Source organism: Nonomuraea cavernae (assembly GCF_040655715.1).
Taxonomy (GTDB): domain Bacteria; phylum Actinomycetota; class Actinomycetes; order Streptosporangiales; family Streptosporangiaceae; genus Nonomuraea; species Nonomuraea cavernae_A.
On record NZ_JBFAKL010000001.1, the window covers coordinates 429,299 to 449,603 of the forward strand.

At 70.9% G+C, this 20,305-nt stretch carries 16 protein-coding genes and 1 pseudogene; 8 read left to right on the forward strand and 9 right to left on the reverse strand.

All coding sequences use genetic code 11. The features are described 5' to 3' along the window. Window positions 1–44 precede the first annotated feature (44 nt). Genes AB0I38_RS01970 through AB0I38_RS01980 form a run of 3 tightly spaced genes read left to right on the forward strand, consistent with a single transcriptional unit; the run spans window position 45 to window position 5,137 of the window. Window positions 45–1,451 (forward strand): family 2B encapsulin nanocompartment shell protein, encoded by a 1,407-nt coding sequence (locus AB0I38_RS01970; RefSeq protein ID WP_358460343.1) that lies wholly within the window; start codon window positions 45–47, stop codon window positions 1,449–1,451. Window positions 1,452–1,484: 33 nt separating this feature from the next. Then, complete coding sequence (locus AB0I38_RS01975) at window positions 1,485–2,873, forward strand: family 2B encapsulin nanocompartment shell protein (protein WP_358460782.1); 1,389 nt, start codon at window positions 1,485–1,487, stop codon at window positions 2,871–2,873. Then, window positions 2,870–5,137 carry a terpene synthase family protein gene (locus tag AB0I38_RS01980; protein WP_358460346.1) on the forward strand — a complete coding sequence of 756 codons (2,268 nt, stop codon included), beginning with the start codon at window positions 2,870–2,872 and terminating at the stop codon, window positions 5,135–5,137. Before AB0I38_RS01975 ends, AB0I38_RS01980 begins: the two co-directional genes overlap by 4 nt. Here the strand turns inward: AB0I38_RS01980 and AB0I38_RS01985 are convergent. From AB0I38_RS01985 to AB0I38_RS02005, 5 genes are all read right to left on the reverse strand, one after another. Then, complete coding sequence (locus AB0I38_RS01985; RefSeq protein ID WP_358460349.1) at window positions 5,043–5,417, reverse strand: STAS domain-containing protein; 375 nt, start codon at window positions 5,415–5,417, stop codon at window positions 5,043–5,045. The genes AB0I38_RS01980 and AB0I38_RS01985 overlap by 95 nt on opposite strands. Before the next feature lie 591 nt (window positions 5,418–6,008). Further along, complete coding sequence (locus AB0I38_RS01990; protein WP_358460352.1) at window positions 6,009–6,665, reverse strand: hypothetical protein; 657 nt, start codon at window positions 6,663–6,665, stop codon at window positions 6,009–6,011. A 1,692-nt stretch (window positions 6,666–8,357) separates the two neighbouring features. Then, window positions 8,358–8,606 carry a hypothetical protein gene (locus AB0I38_RS01995; protein WP_358460355.1) on the reverse strand — a complete coding sequence of 83 codons (249 nt, stop codon included), beginning with the start codon at window positions 8,604–8,606 and terminating at the stop codon, window positions 8,358–8,360. 402 nt (window positions 8,607–9,008) lie between these two features. Beyond that, window positions 9,009–9,482 carry a MarR family winged helix-turn-helix transcriptional regulator gene (locus AB0I38_RS02000; protein WP_358460358.1) on the reverse strand — a complete coding sequence of 158 codons (474 nt, stop codon included), beginning with the start codon at window positions 9,480–9,482 and terminating at the stop codon, window positions 9,009–9,011. Next, window positions 9,479–10,096, reverse strand: coding sequence for a DJ-1/PfpI family protein (locus tag AB0I38_RS02005; RefSeq protein ID WP_358460361.1), 618 nt, complete (start codon window positions 10,094–10,096; stop codon window positions 9,479–9,481). The genes AB0I38_RS02000 and AB0I38_RS02005 overlap by 4 nt, the downstream gene beginning before the upstream one ends. A gap of 60 nt (window positions 10,097–10,156) precedes the next feature. Between AB0I38_RS02005 and mads6 the strand changes: the two genes are divergently transcribed. Continuing rightward, a complete protein-coding gene (mads6, locus tag AB0I38_RS02010) occupies window positions 10,157–11,500 on the forward strand; it encodes a methylation-associated defense system protein kinase MAD6 (protein WP_358460364.1) in 1,344 nt (447 codons plus the stop codon). Here the strand turns inward: mads6 and AB0I38_RS02015 are convergent. Together AB0I38_RS02015 and AB0I38_RS02020 are read right to left on the reverse strand one after the other, a co-directional pair. Further along, window positions 11,495–11,872: a tetratricopeptide repeat protein gene (locus AB0I38_RS02015; protein WP_358460785.1), complete on the reverse strand. Its 378-nt coding sequence runs from the start codon at window positions 11,870–11,872 to the stop codon at window positions 11,495–11,497. The two genes, mads6 and AB0I38_RS02015, sit on opposite strands and share 6 nt — an antisense overlap. A 167-nt stretch (window positions 11,873–12,039) precedes the next feature. After that, window positions 12,040–14,184 (reverse strand): annotated as a pseudogene (locus tag AB0I38_RS02020) (BTAD domain-containing putative transcriptional regulator); the annotation flags it as partial. 111 nt (window positions 14,185–14,295) lie between these two features. Here AB0I38_RS02020 and AB0I38_RS02025 point away from each other — a divergent pair. Further along, a complete protein-coding gene (locus tag AB0I38_RS02025) occupies window positions 14,296–15,207 on the forward strand; it encodes a M23 family metallopeptidase (protein WP_358460367.1) in 912 nt (303 codons plus the stop codon). A 47-nt stretch (window positions 15,208–15,254) separates the two neighbouring features. Further along, on the forward strand, window positions 15,255–16,643 hold the full coding sequence (locus AB0I38_RS02030) for an N-acetylmuramoyl-L-alanine amidase (RefSeq protein ID WP_358460370.1): 1,389 nt from the start codon (window positions 15,255–15,257) through the stop codon (window positions 16,641–16,643). 46 nt (window positions 16,644–16,689) lie between these two features. Here the strand turns inward: AB0I38_RS02030 and AB0I38_RS02035 are convergent, their stop codons facing one another. After that, window positions 16,690–17,499: an FKBP-type peptidyl-prolyl cis-trans isomerase gene (locus AB0I38_RS02035; RefSeq protein WP_358460373.1), complete on the reverse strand. Its 810-nt coding sequence runs from the start codon at window positions 17,497–17,499 to the stop codon at window positions 16,690–16,692. 118 nt (window positions 17,500–17,617) lie between these two features. On the opposite strand from AB0I38_RS02035, the gene AB0I38_RS02040 reads away from it, so the two are divergent. Beyond that, window positions 17,618–18,667, forward strand: a complete 1,050-nt coding sequence (locus AB0I38_RS02040) for a DUF2293 domain-containing protein (RefSeq protein WP_358460376.1) — start codon at window positions 17,618–17,620, stop codon at window positions 18,665–18,667. Continuing rightward, entirely contained in the window at window positions 18,664–19,041 is a 378-nt protein-coding gene (locus tag AB0I38_RS02045; protein ID WP_358460379.1) for an MmcQ/YjbR family DNA-binding protein, read from the forward strand. Before AB0I38_RS02040 ends, AB0I38_RS02045 begins: the two co-directional genes overlap by 4 nt. Here AB0I38_RS02045 and kynU read toward each other — a convergent pair. Further along, window positions 19,034–20,230: a kynureninase gene (gene kynU / locus AB0I38_RS02050; RefSeq protein WP_358460382.1), complete on the reverse strand. Its 1,197-nt coding sequence runs from the start codon at window positions 20,228–20,230 to the stop codon at window positions 19,034–19,036. The genes AB0I38_RS02045 and kynU overlap by 8 nt on opposite strands. Between the last annotated feature and the right edge of the window lie 75 nt (window positions 20,231–20,305).

A 20,305-nucleotide genomic window follows, 5' to 3' on the forward strand; every position in this document is an offset into this window, starting at 1 on the left:
CAACCCCCCGGCCAGGCCCTACAAATGAAGATGGGTGATGCAGCATGACCGAAACGACCGAATCAACCGTGCCAAACGGCCAGCAGCAGCTCAGCCTCGGCACCGACGCCGCGCGCAATCTCGCCACGACCACCAAGACCGCCCCGCAGATGCAGGAGATCACCTCCCGCTGGCTGCTGAAGCTGCTGCCGTGGGTGCAGACCGCCGGTGGCGTCTTCCGGGTCAACCGGCGGCTCACCTACACCCTGGGCGACGGCCGCATCACATTCACCACGACGGGCGCCGAAGTGCGGGTCATCCCCGCGGAGCTGACCGAGCTGCCCCCGCTGCGCGGCTTCGACGACATGGAGATCCTCGAAGCCCTCGCCGACCGCTTCACCCAGCGCGAATGCGAGCCCGGTCAGGCGATCGTCGCCGAGGACGGCCCGGTCGACCAGCTCGTCCTGATCGCGCACGGCAAGGTGGTCAAGGTCGGCCACGGCGCCTACGGCGACGAGCAGAACCTCGGGGTGCTGGCCGACGGCGACTATGTCGGCGAGAGCCTGCTGACCGACCCCGGCCGGTTCGGCTTCACCGCGAAGGCGGTGACCTCGTGCACCGTGCTCACGCTGTCACGCCAGGACTTCCAGCAGATCCTCGACCGGTCTCCCGAGCTGCGCGAGCACCTCGACCGGCTGCGCGACAGCGGCGGCAAGGCCCAGAACGACTACGGCGAGGCCGCGATCGAGATGTCGTCCGGGCACTCCGGCGAGCCGACACTTCCCGGCACGTTCGTCGACTACGAGTCGAGCCCCCGCGAATACGAGCTGAGCGTCGCGCAGACCATCCTGCGGGTCCACACTCGGGTCTCCGACCTCTACAACCAGCCGATGAGCCAGCTCGACCAGCAGCTCCGGCTGACCATCGAGGCGCTGCGCGAGCGGCAGGAGCACGAGCTGATCAACAACCGCGAGTTCGGCCTGCTGCACAACGCCGACTTCAGCCAGCGCATCCGCACCCGCACCGGCCCGCCCACCCCCGACGACCTCGACGACCTGCTGTCCAAGGTGTGGAAGGAGCCGGCCTTCTTCCTGGCCCACCCGCAGACCATCGCGGCCTTCGGCCGGGAGTGCTCCAAGCGTGGGCTCTACCCGCAGGCCAGCGAGGTCAACGGGCACCGGGTGCCGGCCTGGCGGGGGGTGCCGCTCTTCCCCTGTAACAAGATCCCGGTCACCGACACCCGCACCAGCTCGATCCTGCTCATGCGCACCGGTCAGGAGAACCAGGGAGTCGTCGGCCTGCACCAGACGGGCATCCCCGACGAGTACCAACCGAGCCTGTCGGTCCGGTTCATGAACATCAACGAGCAGGCCGTCATGTCCTACCTGGTCACCGCCTACTACTCGGCCGCCGTCCTGGTGCCCGACGCGCTCGGCGTCCTTGAGGACGTCGAGATCGGTCGCGAGGACTAGACAACCGAGGTCTGGAGATTGGCGGTGTTCGGTGTGACGGAGCAGGACCAGAGAGACACACGGCTGAGCTTGGACACCGCGGCGGCGCGTACGCTCGCCACGACGACCAAGACGGTCGCGCAGATGCGGGAGATCTCCCCGCGCTGGCTGCTGCGGGTGCTTCCCTGGGTCGAGGCGACCGGCGGAAGCTACCGGGTCAACCGGCGGCTCAGCTATCCGGTGGGCGGCGGCCGGGTGAGTTTCACGAGTGCGGGCTCCCGCGTACGGGTGGTCCCGCCGAGCCTGACCGAGCTGCCGCTGCTGCGTGGGTTCGACGACGCCGCGGTGCTGGAGACGCTCGCCGGGCTCTTCGAGCAGCGGGAGTTCGACCGGGGCGAGACGATCGCGCGGGCCGGCGAGCCGGCCGGCAGCCTGCTTCTGATCGTGCACGGCCGCGCCGCCAAACTCCAGACCGGCCACTACAGCGACAGCGTCGTGCGGGCGACACTGTCCGACGGCGACCACGCCGGGGGCGATCCCCCGTCGCCGCACGCGCGCTGGCGGTTCACCCTGGAGGCCCGCACCCCGTGCACGGTGCTGGCGCTGCCGTGGGAGGTGTTCCGGGTGGCGGCGGACCGCTCGCCGTCACTCCGTGACCACCTCGCACGGCACCGCGCCGCGATGGCCAGACCACGCAACAAGTACGGCGAGGCGGCCATCGAGCTGGCCGCCGGCCACCGGGGCGAGCCCACGCTGCCGGGCACGTTCGTCGACTACGAGCTCAGCCCGCGCACCTACGAGCTGAGCGTCTCCCAGGCGGTGCTCCGGGTGCACACCCGGGTCGCCGACCTGTTCAGCGAGCCGATCGACCAGACCCGGGAGCAGCTCCGGCTGACCGTCGAGGCGGTGCGCGAGTCGCAGGAACGCGAGCTGCTCGTCAACCCCGACTTCGGGCTGCTGCACAACGTCGATCCCCGGCAGCGGCTGTCCACCCGCGGCGGCCCGCCCACTCCCGACGACCTCGACGAGCTGCTCACCCGCCGCAAGAAGACCCGTTATCTGCTCGCCCACCCGCTCGCCATCGCCGCTTTCGGCCGCGAATGCAGCCGCCTGGGCGTCTACCCGCAGCCCGTCGACGTCGAGGGCAGGATGGTGCCCGGCTGGCGCGGCGTGCCGATCCTGCCGTGCGACAAGCTCCCGGTCACCCGCCACGGCACCACCTCGATCCTCGCGTTCAGGACGGGCGAGGCCGACCAGGGCGTCATCGGCCTGCGGCAGACCGGCCTGCCCGGCGAGCACGAGCCCGGCCTCAGCGTCCGCGACATGGGCATCGACGAGCGGGCCATCGTCACCTACCTGGTCAGCGCCTACTACTCCGTCGCGGTTCTGGTGCCCGACGCGCTCGGCATGCTGGACCACGTCGAGATCGGAGCCACCTCTTGAGCGGTCAGCCATTCGAACTGCCCGACTTCTACCAGCCGTATCCCGCTCGGCTCAACCCCCACGTGGAGGAGGCCAGAGAGCACTCCGAGCGCTGGGCCCGTGACATGGGAATGCTGGAGGGCTCGGGCATCTGGGTCCTCGACGACCTGCGCGCCCACGACTACGCCCTGCTGTGCGCCTACACCCATCCCGACTGCGACGGCCCCGAGTTGAGCCTGGTCACTGACTGGTACGTGTGGGTGTTCTTCTTCGACGACCACTTCCTGGAGACGTTCAAGCGGTCGGGCGACCGCAAGGGGGGCAAGGCCTATCTCGACCGGCTGCCGGCCTTCATGCCCATGGAGCTGACCGGCGGGCTGCCCGAGCCGACGAACCCCGTGGAGGCCGGGCTGGCCGACCTGTGGGCCCGCACGGTGCCCGCCCGCTCGCCCGAGTGGCGGGCCCGCTTCGCCGAGAGCACCAGGCACCTGCTCAACGAGTCGCTCTGGGAGCTGTCCAACATCAACGCGCACCGGGTGCCCAATCCGGTCGAGTACATCGAGATGCGGCGCAAGGTCGGCGGGGCGCCGTGGTCCGCGGGACTGATCGAGCACGCCGTGGGCGCCGAGGTGCCCGCCCGCATCGCCGGTTCCCGGCCGATGCGGGTGCTGCGCGACGCGTTCTCCGACGGGGTCCACCTGCGCAACGACCTGTTCTCCTACCAGCGGGAGGTCGAAGAGGAGGGCGAGCTGAGCAACGGCGTCCTGGTCCTGGAGACGTTTCTCGGCTGCTCCACCCAGGAGGCGGCCGACGCCGTCAACGACCTGCTCACCTCGCGGCTGCAGCAGTTCGAGCACACCACCCTCACCGAGCTGGGCCCGCTCTTCGTGGCGCACGGCCTCGACCCGCTCTCCTGCGCGGGCGTGATGGCGTACGTGAAGGGGCTGCAGGACTGGCAGTCGGGCGGTCACGAGTGGCACCTGCGCTCCAGCCGCTACATGAACGAGCGGGCCAAGACCGACGGCGGCCTGGGCCCGGCGTCGATCGCCGGGCTCATCGGCGCCCAGCGGATCCGCTCGTTCACCCACGTCCCGCACCAGCCCGTCGGCCCCTCACGCATTCCCGAGCTGCCCATGCCGTTCGAGCCCCGGCTCTCACCCCACCTCGACCGCTCGCGCGCCAACGTCATCACCTGGGCGCACGAGATGGGCATCCTGGAGGCGCAGCCCGGGGTCACCGGCTCGGCCGTCTGGGACGAGCAGAAGATGGCCGACTACGACCTGCCGCTGTGCGCGGCCGGCATTCATCCCGACGCCTCCCTGGAGGAGCTCGACCTGTCGTCGGCCTGGCTGGCCTGGGGCACCTATGGCGACGACTACTTCCCCGTCGTCTTCGGTCACCCCCGCAGCCTGGCCGCCGCCCGCGTCACCGTCGAGCGGCTCCGCCTGTTCATGCCGCTCGATGGCTCCGCGCTGCCCGCTCCGGCCAGCGCGCTCGAACGCGGCCTCGCCGACCTGTGGTCCCGTACGGCCGGGCCGATGGAGCCCCCCGCTCGCCGCAGGTTCCGCACGGCCATCGAGGACATGATCGACAGCTGGCTGTGGGAGCTGGACAACCAGGCCCAGAACCGGATCCCCGACCCGGTCGACTACATCGAGATGCGCCGCAAGACGTTCGGCTCCGAACTCACGGCCAGCCTGTGCCGCCTCAGCCACGGTGACCAGGTGCCCCGGGAGATCTACGAGAGCGGGCCGATGCGGTCGCTGGAAAACTCCGCCATGGACTACGCCGCGCTGCTCAACGACGTCTTCTCCTACCAGAAGGAGATCGAGTTCGAGGGTGAGGTGCACAACTGCGTGCTGGTCGTGCAGAACTTCTTCGACTGCGGCTATCCGGCCGCGCTGGACGTCGTGGCCGACCTGATGGCGTCGCGGATGCGGCAGTTCCAGCACGTGGCCGAGCACGAGCTACCCGTCCTGTACGACGACTTCGAGCTGTCGGAGGAGGCCCGGGGCGTGCTGGGCGGCTACGTGCGCGACCTGGAGAACTGGATGTCGGGCATCCTCGTCTGGCATCGCGACTGCCGGCGCTACGACGAGGCCTCCCTGCACCGCCACCACCAGCCGCCGCGTTGGCGGCTCGGCGGGCCGACCGGTCTCGGCACCTCGGCCGCGACCGTCGTCTTCGGGGCTATGGGAAGGCCCACAGCGTCGGGTCGCCCGCTTCCGGGTGCGCCCGGTAATACCAGCCCATCAGGGTCAGCAGTCGCCGTTGGTACGCCGTGACGTTGTGCAGCCTTATCCAGGACTCCGCCGGGGGCACCGAGGGCATGATCAGCACGCGCAGACCGGACAGGTCGATGAAGGCCAACTCGCCGGTGTCGACGTCCACCTGCCCGCGGTCCTGGCGGCAGCACGTCAGCGCCCTCCTCAGCGCCTCGCTGTTGGTCACGTCGATCTCACCGGCGAGTGTCAGGAGGGGAGGGTCCACTGCCTCGCTCAGGGTGATCCGGACGAGGTCGTCCTCGTAGATCAGTTGTCGCGTGACGTCCGCGTCATCGCTCACCGGCCTCACACCCCCTCTTCTACGAGCGTGGGGGTTGTCTCTGGACCGCCCAGTGGCCCGGCCACTGGCGAGGATGACCGCCATCAGCATCTGGCGATAACCCGCAACCAGATTACACGAAAGGCGTTTTGTTTCGTGATATTCGCAATAAAATAGTGGTATTAGAGCGCACAGTTAAGTAGATCCGGCCCGAACGCCAGAACGCCCGGCTGATCGAGATCGATCTCGATCAGCCGGGCGTCGCTTGCCCTGTGGACTTCCTTGTCCGGCCGCCCTGAACACAGGCCTGGCCGCTCCGGCGGCTGCGTCGCCGACACCACCCGCCACTGTGGTGCTCGTCGCCGCCGGCGTCCCGGGGCTCTCACATTCGCGATGATCTTCACTGGCCGGGGCTCGGGCGGCCTATTGAAAGCCGCCATCGCCGACCTGCGCCCGCCGGGGTTCGCTCCTGGGAACACCGCCGCCATCAGGCGGTGCCTCCCAGAGCGATCCGCTCTTTACTGTTCGCCCCTGGCCGCTGGACGCGGGCGCGCGCTCATGCCCCCGCGGAGCGCGAGCACCGAGACCCTGCGGCATGGAACCGCGGTCGTCCTAGTAGCGCGAGTTCGGCGTGCGGACCGGCGGCACGCGGGTGCCCGGGGTACGGACGGGCGGGGTCACGGTGCAGGGCACGCAGGTGCGAGGGGTGGTGCTGGTGCTGGTGCTGGAGGTGGTGGTGCAGGGCACGACGTTCGGGACGCGGACCGGCGGCACCTCGACGCACGGCAGAATGATGTCCGGGGTACGCGGGGTGCACGTCGGCGCGGGCGTGCACGTCGGCGCAGGGGTGCACGTCGGCGCAGGGGTGCACGTCGGCGCGGGCGTGCACGTCGTGGTGGTGTTGCACGTCCTGGTGGTGGTGCACGTGCCGGTGGTGGTGGTTGTTCCCGGCGTGCGGACCGGCGGAGTGGTGGTGGTCGAGTCGCAGATCCGCACCCCGCAGGTACGGGTCGTGCCGACGCCACGGTTGTTGTTCAGCGCCGAGGCCCGGACGTTCTCCAGGTGCGCGATGCTGAGGACATCGATGTTCTTGAGGGAGTTGTTGCCCACGTTGTTGAGCAGCGCGAGGTCGTCGATGACCGACAGCTGGCTTCCCAGCTGGTTGCCGGTGTTGACGGGGTTGGGGCCGACGTCCGCCGAGGCGCTCGCGGCAGAGAGCCCGATCACGAAGCCGGCGATGGCTGCACCGGCGAGAATGCGACGCATCATTTTACTTCCCCTTCGTTGGAATCGGCGCTGAAATGCGCGTCATCTAATTCACCCTCACAGGGTTGCGAGAGGCGCGAATAACGATCCACCGCGCGGCCGAACGGCGCAAGCTAAAAGAGCTAAGCCAAAGTCAAATGCGCGCCCCAATTCTCTGTAGGGGGTTCGACTTGGAGTGATTGGTCCAGATTTGCGAGATGTCGTCGGCGTTAAGCAGCGATAATTCCACTGAGGTGGTATAAAAAGCAGCGTCGGCAATACGACTCACGCCCGCTCCGCAGTCCCGCGGGCGACTCTCACCCCCGGTTCTGGCCGCCGCTTCTCACCGCCGGTTCTCACCGCCGGTTCTCACCGCCGGTTCTCGCCGTCGCTTCTCGCAGGCGGGAGCACGGACCTCCGCGTCATACACCCGAGTCGCCCGGCCAGCGCGAACCGCCCGCCGAGCGCGGACAACACTCACGGACGGTTCTCGCGGGCCAGAGCATGGGCCGCCGCTCCCTGGCCCGTCGCCCGGCCAGCGCGAACCCCTCGCCCAGCGCGGACGGCTTCTCGCGTACGGCTCTCGCCGAGCACGGACGGCTTCTCGCGTACGGCTCTCGCCGAGCGCGGACGGCTTCTCACAGACGGCTCTCGAGGCCCCGGGAGCCGGCCGCGACGTTATGCGCCCAGGTCGCCCGGCCACCGCTAACCCCTCGCTGACCGGGGTCGGTTGACCATGAGCGGCGTTCGGAATGCCCTGCCTGGGTCACTCAGCGATGGCTCGAGATGGCCGACAAGAGCGGACGAGAAGGACCACCGGGAACGGCCGACGACAGCGAGCGAGAAGGGCCGCTGAGGCCGGCGAACGTTGACGAGCGAAGGCCCCGGCCAGGAACGGCGGGTGGACCCGAGTGAGAAGACCTGGTCAGAAACGGCCGACGACAGCGAGCGAGAAGGACCGCTGAGGCCGGCGAACGTTGACGAGCGAAGGCCCCGGCCAGGAACGGCGGGTGGACGCGAGTGAAGGCCCGGGCAGAAACGGCCGACGACAGCGAGCGAGAAGGGCCACTGCGGCTGGCGAGCGAAGGCCCCGGCGAGCAACCGCGGGGTGGCCGCGAGCGAGAAAGGCCCGGCGGGGACGGCAGGTAAGACGAGGCTACGGGGACAGCGGGTGAAGACCCGGCGGGGACAGCGGATGCGAAGACCCGGCGGGGACGAGTTACCAGCGGGAGGCGAAGGGGCCAGGCCGGTGGAGTGGTTACGAGCGGGAGGCGAAGAGGTCAGGCCGGTGGAGTGGTTACGAGTCGGGAGGCTCGGAAAGCGAAACGGGGCTGTGGGCCCGGACGGACCGGTCTCGAAAGTCGCCGTTCCCGGCGGCCGTGACACCGGCCCGCAGGTGACGGGGCGTGGTGCGGGTGACGGGGCGTGGGTACGGCCTGGGGGCGGCCGTACCGGCCCTGAGGGAGGAAACGCGGCGGCCCGGGGCGGGGTCCGCTAAGGGAGCGGGCCGCCCCGGGCCGAAGACGCGTCGTGCTCGGTGCGCACCGAGCCCGTCCGTGGCCTCGCGAGAATCCACGGTCGATCCAGCAGTCCGCACATGGACGTGCCATGTGCACCCCGGCCCGGAGAGCGAAGGGATGGCGGCCTCGGCGACTCGTACGGCTATGCGGCCGACGAGCCGGCGACGCGCCTTCGCGTCCGTGCCACGCCAGAACGTCAGTAGTTGTTGTTGGCGACGTCGACGGCGACGTTCTCCAGGTGCGCGATGGTGAGGACGTCGATGTTCTTGACCGAGTCGTTCAGCACGTTGTTGAGCACGTAGGCGTCGTCCACGACGCTGATCTGGCTCAGCAGGCTGTTGCCGGTGTTGACCGCGTTGGGGCCGACGTCGGCGGAGGCCGCGGAAGCGGAGAAACCGAACGCGATGCCTGCCAGGGCTGCGCCGACGAGAATGCGACGGATCATGATTTGTTTCCTCCGTTTGTTGGGCGCGGAATTTCCAGCGCCATTGTCGTTTGTGCAGGGCGGTGAGGTGCCGTCAATAACGATCCCGACACTCGACGAGGTCCGCAACCCAAGAAGATCTGGCCGGAGTCAAATAGCCGCCTCGTTTTCTTGGCACACGAGTTTCGCGCTGCCGAAGAAGCCGAGTCATATACAGAATGTATGGCCCGCTCCACCGCGCGGTTTAAGCACGATCACCCGAAGCTTGGCTAACTCCATCCGGGCCGGTGGACGTTCGCCCGGATCGGCCGGTGTGGCGGGTGAAGGCGTGGCGATCGCCTGGCGCTTTCCCCATGTGGCCGTGACCGGCTCCGGCGCGGACAGGTCCGGCGCGCGTGTCCGGCGACCGGCGCGCCGGTGTCGTCAGTCCGTGTGGCCGGTTTCGCCGTCCGCGCCAGGTTCGGCGAGACGGTCGAGGGCGGCCGAGAGCCTGCGCAGCGCCTCCAGGGACTCCTGGGCCCCGGCGACGCCGAGCTCGGCCACGAGGCGGTCGGCGAACGTCTGGTGGCCGGGGTTGATCTTCTCGATCGCCGCCAGGCCGGCCGTGGTGGGCTGGAGCAGCTTGGCGCGGCGGTGCGCGGGGTTGGGCCGGTATTCGGCCAGCCCCTTCTCCACCAGCAGGTCGGCGATCCGTTGCACGCCCTGGCGGGTCATGCCCATGGCGCGGGCGATGCCCGCGACCGGCAGCGGCTCGGACAGGACGGCGCCGAGCACCTGCCACCAGGCCGCCGTCAGCCCGGCCGGCCGGGCCAGCTTCTCGGAGACGTCCAGGAACTGGCCGTTGAGCCGGAAGGCGGTCAACGCGGTCGCCGAGAGCAGGTCGGCTGACTCGCTCATGCCGTCATCAGCACCTCGTACGCCGACGCGTCGCTCCTGGAGTGCAGCCGGAACCAGGCGTCGAGCACGTCCGGCCGGCAGACGTCGAGGCGGCGGAGGATCTCGCGGGCGAACGCGACCGGCTCCGTCGGCCCCGCGGTGATGAGGTCGCCGCCGGTCACCGCGTCCTCGTCGAGGTAGCGCCCGGCGCCCGCGTAGCCGTCCTGGGCCGCCAGGTAGTGGACGACGGCGCTGGTGTGGTCGCGGTCGTCGAGCAGCCCTTCGCGGGCGAGCCCGGCGGTGGCCCCGCAGATCGCCGCCACCGGGACGCCGGCGTCGAGGAACTCGCGAGCCTTGCGGGCGAACGGCGCCAGCTCGTCGCCCTGGTCCCACAGGTCGGCCCCGGCCAGGATCAGCAGCGCGCTGCCGGCCGGGTCGAGCCGGTCGAGCGTGAGGTCGGGGGTGACGCGCAGGCCGCCCATGGTGGTGATCGGCTCGGCGGTCAGCGCGACCGTGACCAGCTCGTAGCCGCCGGGCTCGCGGTGGAAGCGTCCGCTGCGGAGGTGGGCGGTCGCGTGCCCGGTCTCCCAGTCGGCCATCGTGTCATAAATACCTACATGCACCGTTTTCTTCATGACCACATGCTGTCATAACGACAATATGCTGTCAATCGGATCACGTGCGAGGATAGCTCCATGGCAGAGATCGTCGGCGGGGGACGTCCGGTCAACGACGCCGAGCGCCGGGTGATCACATACCTGCGAGACCACGCGCCGGCCGAGTGGCTGCTCCTGCACAACGTGGAGGTGCCTCGCGGCGAGGACGTGTTCGAGGTCGACCTGCTCGTGCTGACCGGCCACGCGCTGGTGGTCGTCGACGTCAAGGGCACGCGGGGACGCATCGAGGTGTCGGGTTCGCGGTGGTTCCCGCCGCGCAGGGAGGCGTACGGCTCACCCGTCACCAAGTTGAGAGGCACCGCGCGAGCGCTGAAGGGCCTGCTCGTCTCCAGGGCCACCCAGCTGGAGCGCGTCTACGTCGACAGCCTCGTCGTGCTCACCTCGCCCGACGCCACGCTCGTCGACCCCGCCGGGCGCGACGTGGTCAACGTCACCGACCTGCCCGGCCTGATCCCCACGCTGAGCGACGTCTCGCGGGTCAGGCGCGGCTGCAGCCCCGACATCCGGCCCTACCTCACCGCGATCCTCGACGCGCTCAACCAGACCGTACGACGCAGCACCGCGCCCCCCAGGTTCGGCAACTGGGAGGTCGAGGAGCAGTTGGGCGGCGACGCCAAGGTCACCGAATACCGGGCCTTCAACGCCACGCTGCCCGGCAGCGAGACCGTGCTGCTGCGCGTCTACCAGGCCGACCCGCTCGCCGACCACCAGTGGCGGGCCGCCGAGCGGCAGCGCATCGCCAACGCCTACCAGACGCTGACCAGGATCCCGCCGCATCCGTGCGTGGTGCGCTCGCGCGACTTCTTCGCCATCGACGACGAGAGCCGGTTCGTGCTGGTGCTCGACGACGTGCACGGCGAGACGCTGCAGCTGAGCCTGGGCCGGGGCGTCCGGCTGAGCGTGATCCAGGACCTGCTCCGCGGGCTCGCCCACGCCCATGCCCACGGCGTCATCCACCGGGCGCTGACGCCGGCCTGCGTGCTGGTCACCGACGACGGGCACGCGGTGCTGACCGGGTTCGACTACGCGAAGCCGGGGCCGCGCGACTTCACGGTGGCCCACGAGCTGAGCAACGTGCTCGACGCCCACTACGTGGCGCCCGAGTGCCAGGACCGGTCCGACCGGATGTCGGCCGCCTCCGACGTCTACGCGGCCGGGGTGATCGCCTACCAGCTGCTCACCGGCGAGCTGCCGACCAGCGCCGACGCCCACGGCCCCGACGTTCCCGAGGTGGTGCAGCGGATGCTCGACCACTCCCCCGCCAAGCGGCCGACCGCCGCCGAGTCGCTGGAGGCTCTCCAGGGCATGCAGCAGGTGTCCCGCCTGCGGCGTCTGGTGCGCCGCATCGTGTCGGGATCATGACGTTCGGACGGGCAGGTCGCGCCGCAGCTCGCTGGCGTGCTTGAGATAGTCGCGGGCGAGCACCGTGCGACCGGCCGAGCGGTGCAGCTCGCCCAGCAGCTGGGTGGTCGAGGCCGCACCGCTCCGGTCGCCCAGCTCCTGGAAGATCTCCAGTGACCGTTCGAGCGCGGCCGAGGCGGGCGCCAGCTCGCCGCGCGTGACCTGGAGCCCGGCCATGCTCTGCAGGGTGTAGGCGCCGCAGTGCCGGTCGCCGAGCGACTCGAAGATGTCCAGCGCGTGCCGGTGGAAGGACATGGCCCCGTGCAGGTTGCCCATCTGCAGGCAGACGCAGCCCTCGCGGTGGGAGTCGCCCAGCTCCTGGGCCAGTCGCATGGCCTGGCGGAGCGACTCCGACGCCTGGCCAGCTCGCCCGCCCTGAGATGGGCCCGGCCGATGGCCTGGCGGACGAACGCCTCGCCGTGCGGGTCGTCCGCGGCCAGGAACATGGCCAGCGCGCGCTGGAAGTGGCCGAGCGACCGAGCCGGCCGGCCGCTGAACTGGTTGACCGCGCCGAGCCCGCAGATCGACGTGGCCTCGGCCCGGACGTCGCCCAGCTCGTGGAAGAGCCGGCGGGAACGGGTGAAGCCTTCGGCCGACTCGTCGTAGCGGTCCTGGTAGAGGGCGACCTGGGCGAGCCCCCGGAGCATGGCGGCCTCGCCGTACGTGTCGCCGGAGGCGCGGGCGGCGGCCAGGGCGAGCGTGTGGGTGCGCTGCCAGGTGTCGAGCCGGCAGTGCAGATCGAGATAGGGCACCATCGCGGCGGCCAGGCCCCAGGCCGACTCGGCGAGCCCCGCCTCGGCGGCCACCGCCACGGCTCCGGCCAGCGAGTCGTGCTCGGCCTCGAACCAGCCGAGCGGGTCGGCGGTCAGCCGGTCGAGCGTCTGGTCCGGCAGCCGCCAGCGCGGCGCACGTGCCGCGGTGAGGCTGAAGACGGTCGTGGGGAGCCTGGCCATGGCGTGTTCGGTGGTGGCGGTCCAGGCGGCCAGCACCCTGGACAGCGCCTCCCGGTCGTGGCCGCGTTCGAGGGCGTGGTGACGGATCAGGTCGGGCAGCCGGTAACGCGGTTGCCCGACCGGGTCGGTGCCGGCCAGCTCCAGGAGGTTGACGTCCACCAGCAGGTCGGTGACGTCGTCGGCCCGGTGCCGGTCGAGCGCCGCGTCGATCACCCAGCCGGGCTGCGCGGGCGCGCCGAGCAGGCCGAAGGTGCCGAGCGTACGGGCCGCCTCGTCAGGCAGGCGCAGGTAGCTGCGGTCGAGGCAGTCCCGCACCTCCTTGAGCTCGTTCAGCCGGTCGTCCTCCAGCCGCTGCCGGAGCACCGCGAGCGACCAGCCGGAGCGCCCGGCCAGGCGGGATCCGGCGCTCCTCACGGCCAGCGGCAGCCGGGCGCACGCCTCGACGATGGCCAGCGCGTCCTCTCGCTCCCGGGCCACCCGGTCGGCTCCGGCGATCCGGCCGAGCAGCAGCAGGGCCTCGTCCTGTGGTGGCGCGGCGAGGTCGATCTGCACCGCGCCGGGCAGCTCGGTGATCCGGCGCCTGCTGGTGACGATCACCGAGCAGGCGTTGCCCGGCAGCAGCGGCCGTACCTGCGCGGCGTCGAGCGCGTCGTCCAGCAGGAGGAGCATGGGCCGCTCGGCCAGCAGCGACCGGAGCAGCGCCGACCGCTCGTGCGGCGTGGGCGGCGCGGTCTCGACGCCGAGCGCCCGGAGCGCCTCGGCCAGCAGCTCGGCCGGTTCGCGGCCGTCCAGGTCGAGGTAGAGCTGGCCGGCCGGGAAGCGTTCGCGCAGCGCGTGGGCGGCATGTACGGCCAGCGCGGACTTGCCGACCCCCGGCGGGCCGGACACGACGGCCAGCTGGAACGGCCCGGCCAGCGCGGCGAGGGCGCCGGCCCGGCCGGTGAAGTCGGGCAGGTCGGGCGGCAGCTGCCGAGGGGCGGCGGGGGCCGGCGCGTCGTCGGCGAGGATCGACTCGTACACGCCGCGCAGGTCGGCGCCCGGCTCCACGCCCAGCTCGTCGACCAGCTGCGCCCTGATCGTGGCGTAGGAGCGCAGCGCCTCCGCCTTGCGGCCGCTCCGGTGCAGGGCCAGCACGAGGTGCCCCCACAGGTCCTCCCGGTAGGGGTGCTCGGTCAGCAGTGCCCGCAGTTCGGTGATGGCGGAGGCGTGCTCGCCCCGGTCCATCCGCCTGGCTATCAGCTGCTCGGCGGCGTGGAGGCGTACGTCGTGCAGGTGTTCGAGATGGCGCTCCCAGAGCGGGCTGCCGGGCAGGTCGGCCAGCGGGGCGCCGCGCCAGAGGGCGAGGGCCTCCTCGTAGCGGGCCTGGCCGACCAGGTCGGTGAAGACCTGCAGGTCGAGCGCGCCGTCGGGCACGTCGATGGCGTAGCCCGACCCGTCGCCGCGCAGGTCGCCGCCGGCCTCGGCGAGGTCTGACCTGAGTGAGCTGACGTAGGTGCGCAGGTTGGCCTGCGCCGAACGCGGCGGGCGCAGCGGCCAGAGCACCTCGACGAGCTGGTCGCTGCTCACCACGCGGCCCGCGTCGAGCAGCAACGTGGCCAGCAGGAGCCGCGGCTTCCTGCCGGAGATCCGCACGGGCCGGCCCGACGAACGGACCTCCAACTGCCCGAACACGTGGTACGTGACCGTCACCATCGCATCAGCTCCCCTATGGAGGCATGACAGCTCTTTGTATCGGTTCTGGACGTTTCTTGTGCGGCTAATTCGGACTCTGGTCTCACGGATCTCACCAGAAAGGATCTCCTCATGAAACTCACCGGAGCATTCGTGGCCGGCCTGGCCCTGCTGTTCGGTCTTGGCTCGGCGACCGCCGCCGCCGCCGATTCCGCCTCCCGGTCGGAACAGGCGCAGACCATGGCCACGAACTTCCAGTTGCCGTTCCCCTGTGGACAGACGTGGACGGGCAACTCCAGCGCCAGCAGCGCGCACCAGGCGTGGGAGATCGACTTCAACCGCGGCAGCAGCGCGGACGCCGACCTGGGCGACACGGTCGTGGCCGCCGCCGCGGGCACCGTGACGATCTCGGCGCACCAGGGCTCCACCAACGGTTTCGGCAACCTGGTCAAGATCGACCACGGCGGCGGGTGGGCCACGTACTACGCGCACCTGAACGCCCGCTCGGTCAGCGCCGGGCAGACCGTGACGCAGGGCCAGAAGATCGGCACCGTGGGCAAGACCAGCAAGCCGGGCAACAACATCAGCGCGCACCTCCACTACGAGGTACGGCTGGGCGCCGGCTACCCGTCCAACATCCAGAAGGCCGTCTTCAACGGCAGCACGTTCGGCTACCCGGCGGCGAGCGTGACCTCGCGCAACTGCGGTGGCTCGGCCAACCCCTACACCCCGCAGGAGGTGTGCGGCTCCGGCTACAACGTGGTCGACTCGGCCGCGCTCGGCGGCAGCGGCACCGCCTACCTGCTGTACAACAGCGCGAACGGCAACAACTGCGTCGTCACGCTGAAGGCGACCTCGCTCGGCACCGCCACGGCCACCACCGCCTACCTGGAGGTGCAGGGCAGCACCAGGAAGACGGACTCGGGCAACTTCTCCTACTACGCGGGCCCGGTCTACGCCAACGCCCCGGGCAAGTGCGTCAAGTGGGGCGGCAAGGCCGGCTCGTCCGCCTACGACAGCCCTTTCGAGCACTGCGGCTCTTGACTTCCTCCCCACGTCTGAAGCGCGGGATCTCCAGCAAAGGAAACCCGATGAAACTGAGACTCCTGCTCGTGGCCGGGCTGCTCGCGGTCTCCGGCCACCAGACGGCACACGCGGCCACCACCGCCGGTCCCTTGTCCGCTGCCTTCGACAAGGCCGCCGCGACCTACGACGTGCCGCGCGACCTGCTGGTCGCGCTCGGCTACGCCGAGACCCACCTCGACGGGCACGGCGGCCGGCCCAGCGCCAGCGGCGGCTACGGCGTGATGCACCTGGTCAGCAACCCGACCACGCGCACGCTGGAGGACGCGGCCAAGCTCACCTCGCAGCCGGCGGCCAAGCTGAAGTCGGACGACGCGGCCAACGTCCTCGGCGGCGCCGCCGTGCTCCGCGCCCGCGCCGACGCGCTCAAGCTCGACGCGAAGGCCCGCAAGGACGTCGCCCGCTGGTACTCGGCGGTCGCCGCGTACGGGCACGCTCCGAACGACGACGCGGCCAGGGTCTACGCCGACGCCGTCTACGAGACCCTGGCCGCCGGAGTCGACGCGGCAGGCGTGAAGGTCGCCCCGCGGGCCGTGCAGCCGGATCGCGGCACGTACGCCGACGAGCCGCGCACGCTCGCCGCGGCCACCGACTACGCCGGCGCGCTGTGGAAGGCGGCCGGCACGTCCAACTACGCGGTGTCCAACCGGCCGGCCAGTGACAAGATCGACCGGATCATCGTGCACGTGACGCAGGGCTCGTACGCCGGCACGATCTCGTGGTTCCAGAACTCGTCGGCCAAGGTGTCGGCGCACTACGTGGTCCGCTCGTCCGACGGCCAGATCACCCAGATGGTCCGGGAGAAGGACCGGGCCTGGCACGCGGGCAACAGCGACTACAACCGGCGCTCGGTCGGCATCGAGCACGAGGGCTACGTCAGTGACGCCTCGTGGTTCACCGACCAGATGTACCGGGCCTCGGCGGCGCTCACCCGCGACATCGCCGACCGCCACGGCATCCCCAAGGACCGGACGCACATCATCGGGCACGTCCAGGTTCCCGGGTCCGACCACACCGACCCCGGCTCGTACTGGAACTGGACGAAGTACATGAGCTACGTGACGGGCGGCGGCAACCCGCACAGCCCGGAGGAGGTCTGCGGCTCCGGCTACCGCGTCATCGACTCGCAGGGCCTCGGTACGGCGGGCACCGTCTATCTGCTCTACAACAGCTCGACCGGCGCCAACTGCGTGGCCACCATGAAGGCGACCTCGCTCGGCACGGCCACCGCCACGAGCGCGTTCCTGGAGGTGCAGGGCAAGACCCGGGTCACCGACTCGGGCAACTTCGGCTACTACGCCGGCCCGGTCCGCGCCACGGCCGCCGACACCTGCGTGAAGTGGGGTGGCAAGGCGGGCTCGACGAGCTACGAGAGCCTGTTCGAGCACTGCGGCTGATCCCCCCTTGGTCCAGGCGGTCCCGGCTTCCTCCTGCCGGGGCCGCCTACGGCTGTCCGGCGGGGTCGAGCGCGTCCAGGACGTCGACGACGTACATCCTGGCCTCTTCGGGGACGCCGAAGGCGAGCCGGGCGCCGACCCGCCGGCCCGGGAGCGCGTCCGGCCAGCCGGCGGGCGCCGTCCCAGGCGCGAGGCCGAAGGCGGCGGGGCCGCCGCGGCGGTAGGACGAGTCCACCACCCGCCGGCTGGGCCATTCGGCCGCGACGTACTGCACCACCACCTTCGAGCCGGGGCCGACCTCCGCGCCGGAGCCGTCGATGAGGACGCGCACGGCGGCGGTGGGCGTGAGGTCGGCGGGAACGGCCGGCAGCGGGCGGCCGACGAGGCGCGCGTCCGGCGGGTAGCCGCCGATGATGTCGAAGACCAGCACCACCACGTCCCGGGGCGCGATCCCGGTGAGCGGCACGCCCGGCCCGGCCGCGTGGTCCGCCGGGCTGATCAGCATGACGCGCGAGCCCGCCGGGTGGCCGATGAGCGCCTCGTGCCAGGTGCCGGGGAGGTCGCGGCCGTCGAAGGCCACCGCGATGGGCTGGAGACCGTCGTACGTGCTGAGGTACGGCCGGTCGCCCGGCCACAGGTGGACGGAGACGTCCGTCAGCACCACGTCGCCCGGGATCGTGCGCCGGCCGTCGCCCGCCGAGAGCACCATGACCCGGGGCGTGTGTCCAGGCTTGGCGTCGGGGACGGCGATGATCGGCTTGCCGCCGAACCCACCCGTCACGATCGGCACGTCACCGGCCTCGGGCGTGCCACAGGAGGTGGCGAGCATGAGCACGGCAGGCCAGAACAGACACACGATTTCCCCCAGGTAGCCCGGCCTGTTCCCTCCAGGTAGCCGGATCCGGCCTGGTTCCTAGCCCCGATCGGCAAAAGGAAAGCCGATCGGACCACAAAGAGGCGGCACACTGAGGGGCGTGGGAAAGCCGAATCTGGCGCGCAGGGTCGCGGAGGCGGCCGAGATCGCGTTGACCAACCAGAAGTACGTGACGTTCATCGACGTGGTGACCGGGCTGCGCTGGCTGCACACCCGGCACGTCGAGCTGTGGCGGCAGGGCCGGGTCGCCACGCTGGCCGACCTGGCCGCGGTCGACGACGACCGGCTGCGCACGACCGCCGCCCTGCTGCGGGACTGGGCCGAGGCCAGGGGGCTGCGGCCGGTGGCCACGCCCTACCTGGCCGGCAGCCGTGACCGGCGTGAGCTGCGCTTCACCGCCTCGCCGGAGCAGGAGCAGGAGCCGTTCCGTGTGCACTGGCTGTCGCCCGATCTGAGCGAGACGCGGGTGAAGCGGCTCACCGAGCGCCAGGCCAAGGCTCCCGACCTGGTGGTGATCGCCCCTCTCAACGCGTGGACGTGCGCGACCTGCCGCGACACCGGCCCCTATCTGATCATGGAAGAGGACCAGCCGCACTGCCTGACCTGCGCGGACATGGACCACCTGGTCTTCCTGCCGGCGGGCAATGCCGCGCTCAGCCGCCGGGCCAAGCAGGAGAGCGGCCTGTCGGCGGTGGTCGTCCAGTACAACCGGCGGCGCAAGGTCTACCAGCGCCAGGGCCTGCTGGTCGAGGAGCGCGCGCGAGAGGCGGCCGAGGAGCGCTGCCTGGCCGACGAGGAGGTACGCCTGCGCCGCCGCGAGCGCGACAGGGAGCGCAGGGCCGAGCAGGACGTCGAGTTCCAGACCCGGATGGCGGCCGAGATCGCCCGGTTGTTCCCGGCCTGCCCGGCCGAGCGGGCCCAGGAGATCGCCGCGCACGCCGGTCAGCGAGGCAGCGGCCGGGTCGGCCGCACGGCGGCGGCCAGGGCGCTCGACGCGGGCGCCATCACCCTGGCCGTCGTCGCGTCGATCCGCCACCTCGACACCGACTACGACACGCTGCTGATGTCGGGTGTCCCGCGGGTGGAGGCGCGCGACCGGATCAGGCACCGGATCGACGCCAAGCTCGCCGAGTTCCGAGGAGAGGCATGAACGACTGGCACGACGTACGCGAGGGGTTGCGGGCGTTCGCGCTCGGACTGCCCGAGACCCACGAGGACCACCCGTGGGGCGAGACCGTGATCAAGGTGAACAAGAAGGTGTTCCTCTTCCTCGGCCTGGACGAGCCGACCGAGAAGTGGGATCCCACGTTCGGGGTGAAACTGCTGTCGGAGTCGCACGGGCACGCGCTGACCGTGCCCGGCGCCAAGCCCAGCGGCTACGGGCTGGGCAAGGCCGGGTGGGTGACGGTGCCGTTCCTGGCCGAGCTGCCGGAGACCGAGGTGCTGATCGACTGGGTGGAGGAGAGCTACCGGGCGATCGCGCCCAAGCGGGCGATCAAGCTGCTGGACGGCCCGGTCACGTGACGGCCGGTCGCCGGGCGTGCCTCTCGTCCTTCCACAGCTCCTTGTCCAGCACCTCGACCAGGGTGCGGGCGGCGTCCCACACGTCCACGTAGCGGGTGTAGAGCGGCGCGAGGCCGAAGCGGAGGATGTCGGGCGCCCGGAAGTCGCCCTGCACGCCCCGGTCGATGAGGGCTCGCATGACCGGGTAGCCGTCGGGGTGACGGAAGCTCACGTGGCTGCCGCGCCGTTCGGCGTCGGCCGGCGAGGCGAGCTCCAGCGCGTCGCCGACGAGGTCGACGAAGAGCGAGCCGAGCGCCATGCTCTTGGCGCGCAGCAGGTCGAGCGGCACCCGCTCCCAGATGTCGAGCGCCGCGTCGAGCGCCGCCATCGACAGCACGTGCGGCGTGCTCACCGCGAACCTCCTGATCCCCTCGGCCGGCCGATACCCCTCCTCGAACGCGAACGGCTCCGCGTGACCGTGCCAGCCGGACAGCACGTTCACCGCGTCGGCGTGGTGGCGCGGGTTGACGTAGAGGAACGCGGGCGCGCCCGGCCCGGCGTTGAGGTACTTGTACGTGCATCCCACGGCGAAGTCGGCGGCCGAGACGTCCACGTCGAGGGCGCCGACGCTGTGGCACACATCCCATGCCATCAGCGCGCCCGCCTCCCGCACCCGCGCGGTGACGGCGGGCACGTCGTGGCGTTCGCTGGTGCGGTAGTCGACCTCCGACAGCAGCACCACGGCCGCGTCGTCGAACCGGCCCTCGGCGAAGTCGCGGATCTCGTAGCCGCCGAGCGCCTGCGCCAGCCCCTGGATCATGTAGTGGTCGGTCGGGAAGTTACGCGTGTCGGAGACGATCACCCGCCGATCGGGACGCAGCCTGACGGCCGCCGACACCGCCTGGTGCACCGCGATGGACGTGGTGTTGCCGACGACCACCTGACCCGGGCCCGCGCCGATGAGCGGCGCTATGCGGTCGCCGAGGGTGAGGGGCAGGTCGTACCAGCCGGCGTCGTTCCAGCCGCCGACGAGCTGACCTCCCCACTCGTCCTCCACTGCCCGCCGCACCCGTTCGGGGGTGTGACGGGGCAGCGCGCCGAGGGAGTTGCCGACGAGGTAGACGACCCCCTCGGGGAGCACGAACTCCGCCCGGAACTCTCGCAGCGGGTCTTCGGCATCGAGGGCGAGGCAGCGGTCGCGGTCGAGCATGCGGTCACTCTTTCAGGGCGATGGCGGCTAATCACCCCATTTTCATCCCTCTTGTCCGCGACAGGCGCACGAGGG

Coding starts and splice junctions, on each gene's coding strand:
- AB0I38_RS01970 (WP_358460343.1), top strand. CDS start 45: ATGACCGAAACGACCGAATCAACCGTGCCAAACGGCCAGCAGCAGCTC.
- AB0I38_RS01990 (WP_358460352.1), bottom strand. CDS start 6,665: ATGATGCGTCGCATTCTCGCCGGTGCAGCCATCGCCGGCTTCGTGATC.
- AB0I38_RS01995 (WP_358460355.1), bottom strand. CDS start 8,606: ATGATCCGTCGCATTCTCGTCGGCGCAGCCCTGGCAGGCATCGCGTTC.
- AB0I38_RS02000 (WP_358460358.1), bottom strand. CDS start 9,482: ATGAGCGAGTCAGCCGACCTGCTCTCGGCGACCGCGTTGACCGCCTTC.
- AB0I38_RS02005 (WP_358460361.1), bottom strand. CDS start 10,096: ATGAAGAAAACGGTGCATGTAGGTATTTATGACACGATGGCCGACTGG.
- mads6 (WP_358460364.1), top strand. CDS start 10,157: ATGGCAGAGATCGTCGGCGGGGGACGTCCGGTCAACGACGCCGAGCGC.
- AB0I38_RS02015 (WP_358460785.1), bottom strand. CDS start 11,872: ATGCGACTGGCCCAGGAGCTGGGCGACTCCCACCGCGAGGGCTGCGTC.
- AB0I38_RS02025 (WP_358460367.1), top strand. CDS start 14,296: ATGAAACTCACCGGAGCATTCGTGGCCGGCCTGGCCCTGCTGTTCGGT.
- AB0I38_RS02030 (WP_358460370.1), top strand. CDS start 15,255: ATGAAACTGAGACTCCTGCTCGTGGCCGGGCTGCTCGCGGTCTCCGGC.
- AB0I38_RS02045 (WP_358460379.1), top strand. CDS start 18,664: ATGAACGACTGGCACGACGTACGCGAGGGGTTGCGGGCGTTCGCGCTC.
- kynU (WP_358460382.1), bottom strand. CDS start 20,230: ATGCTCGACCGCGACCGCTGCCTCGCCCTCGATGCCGAAGACCCGCTG.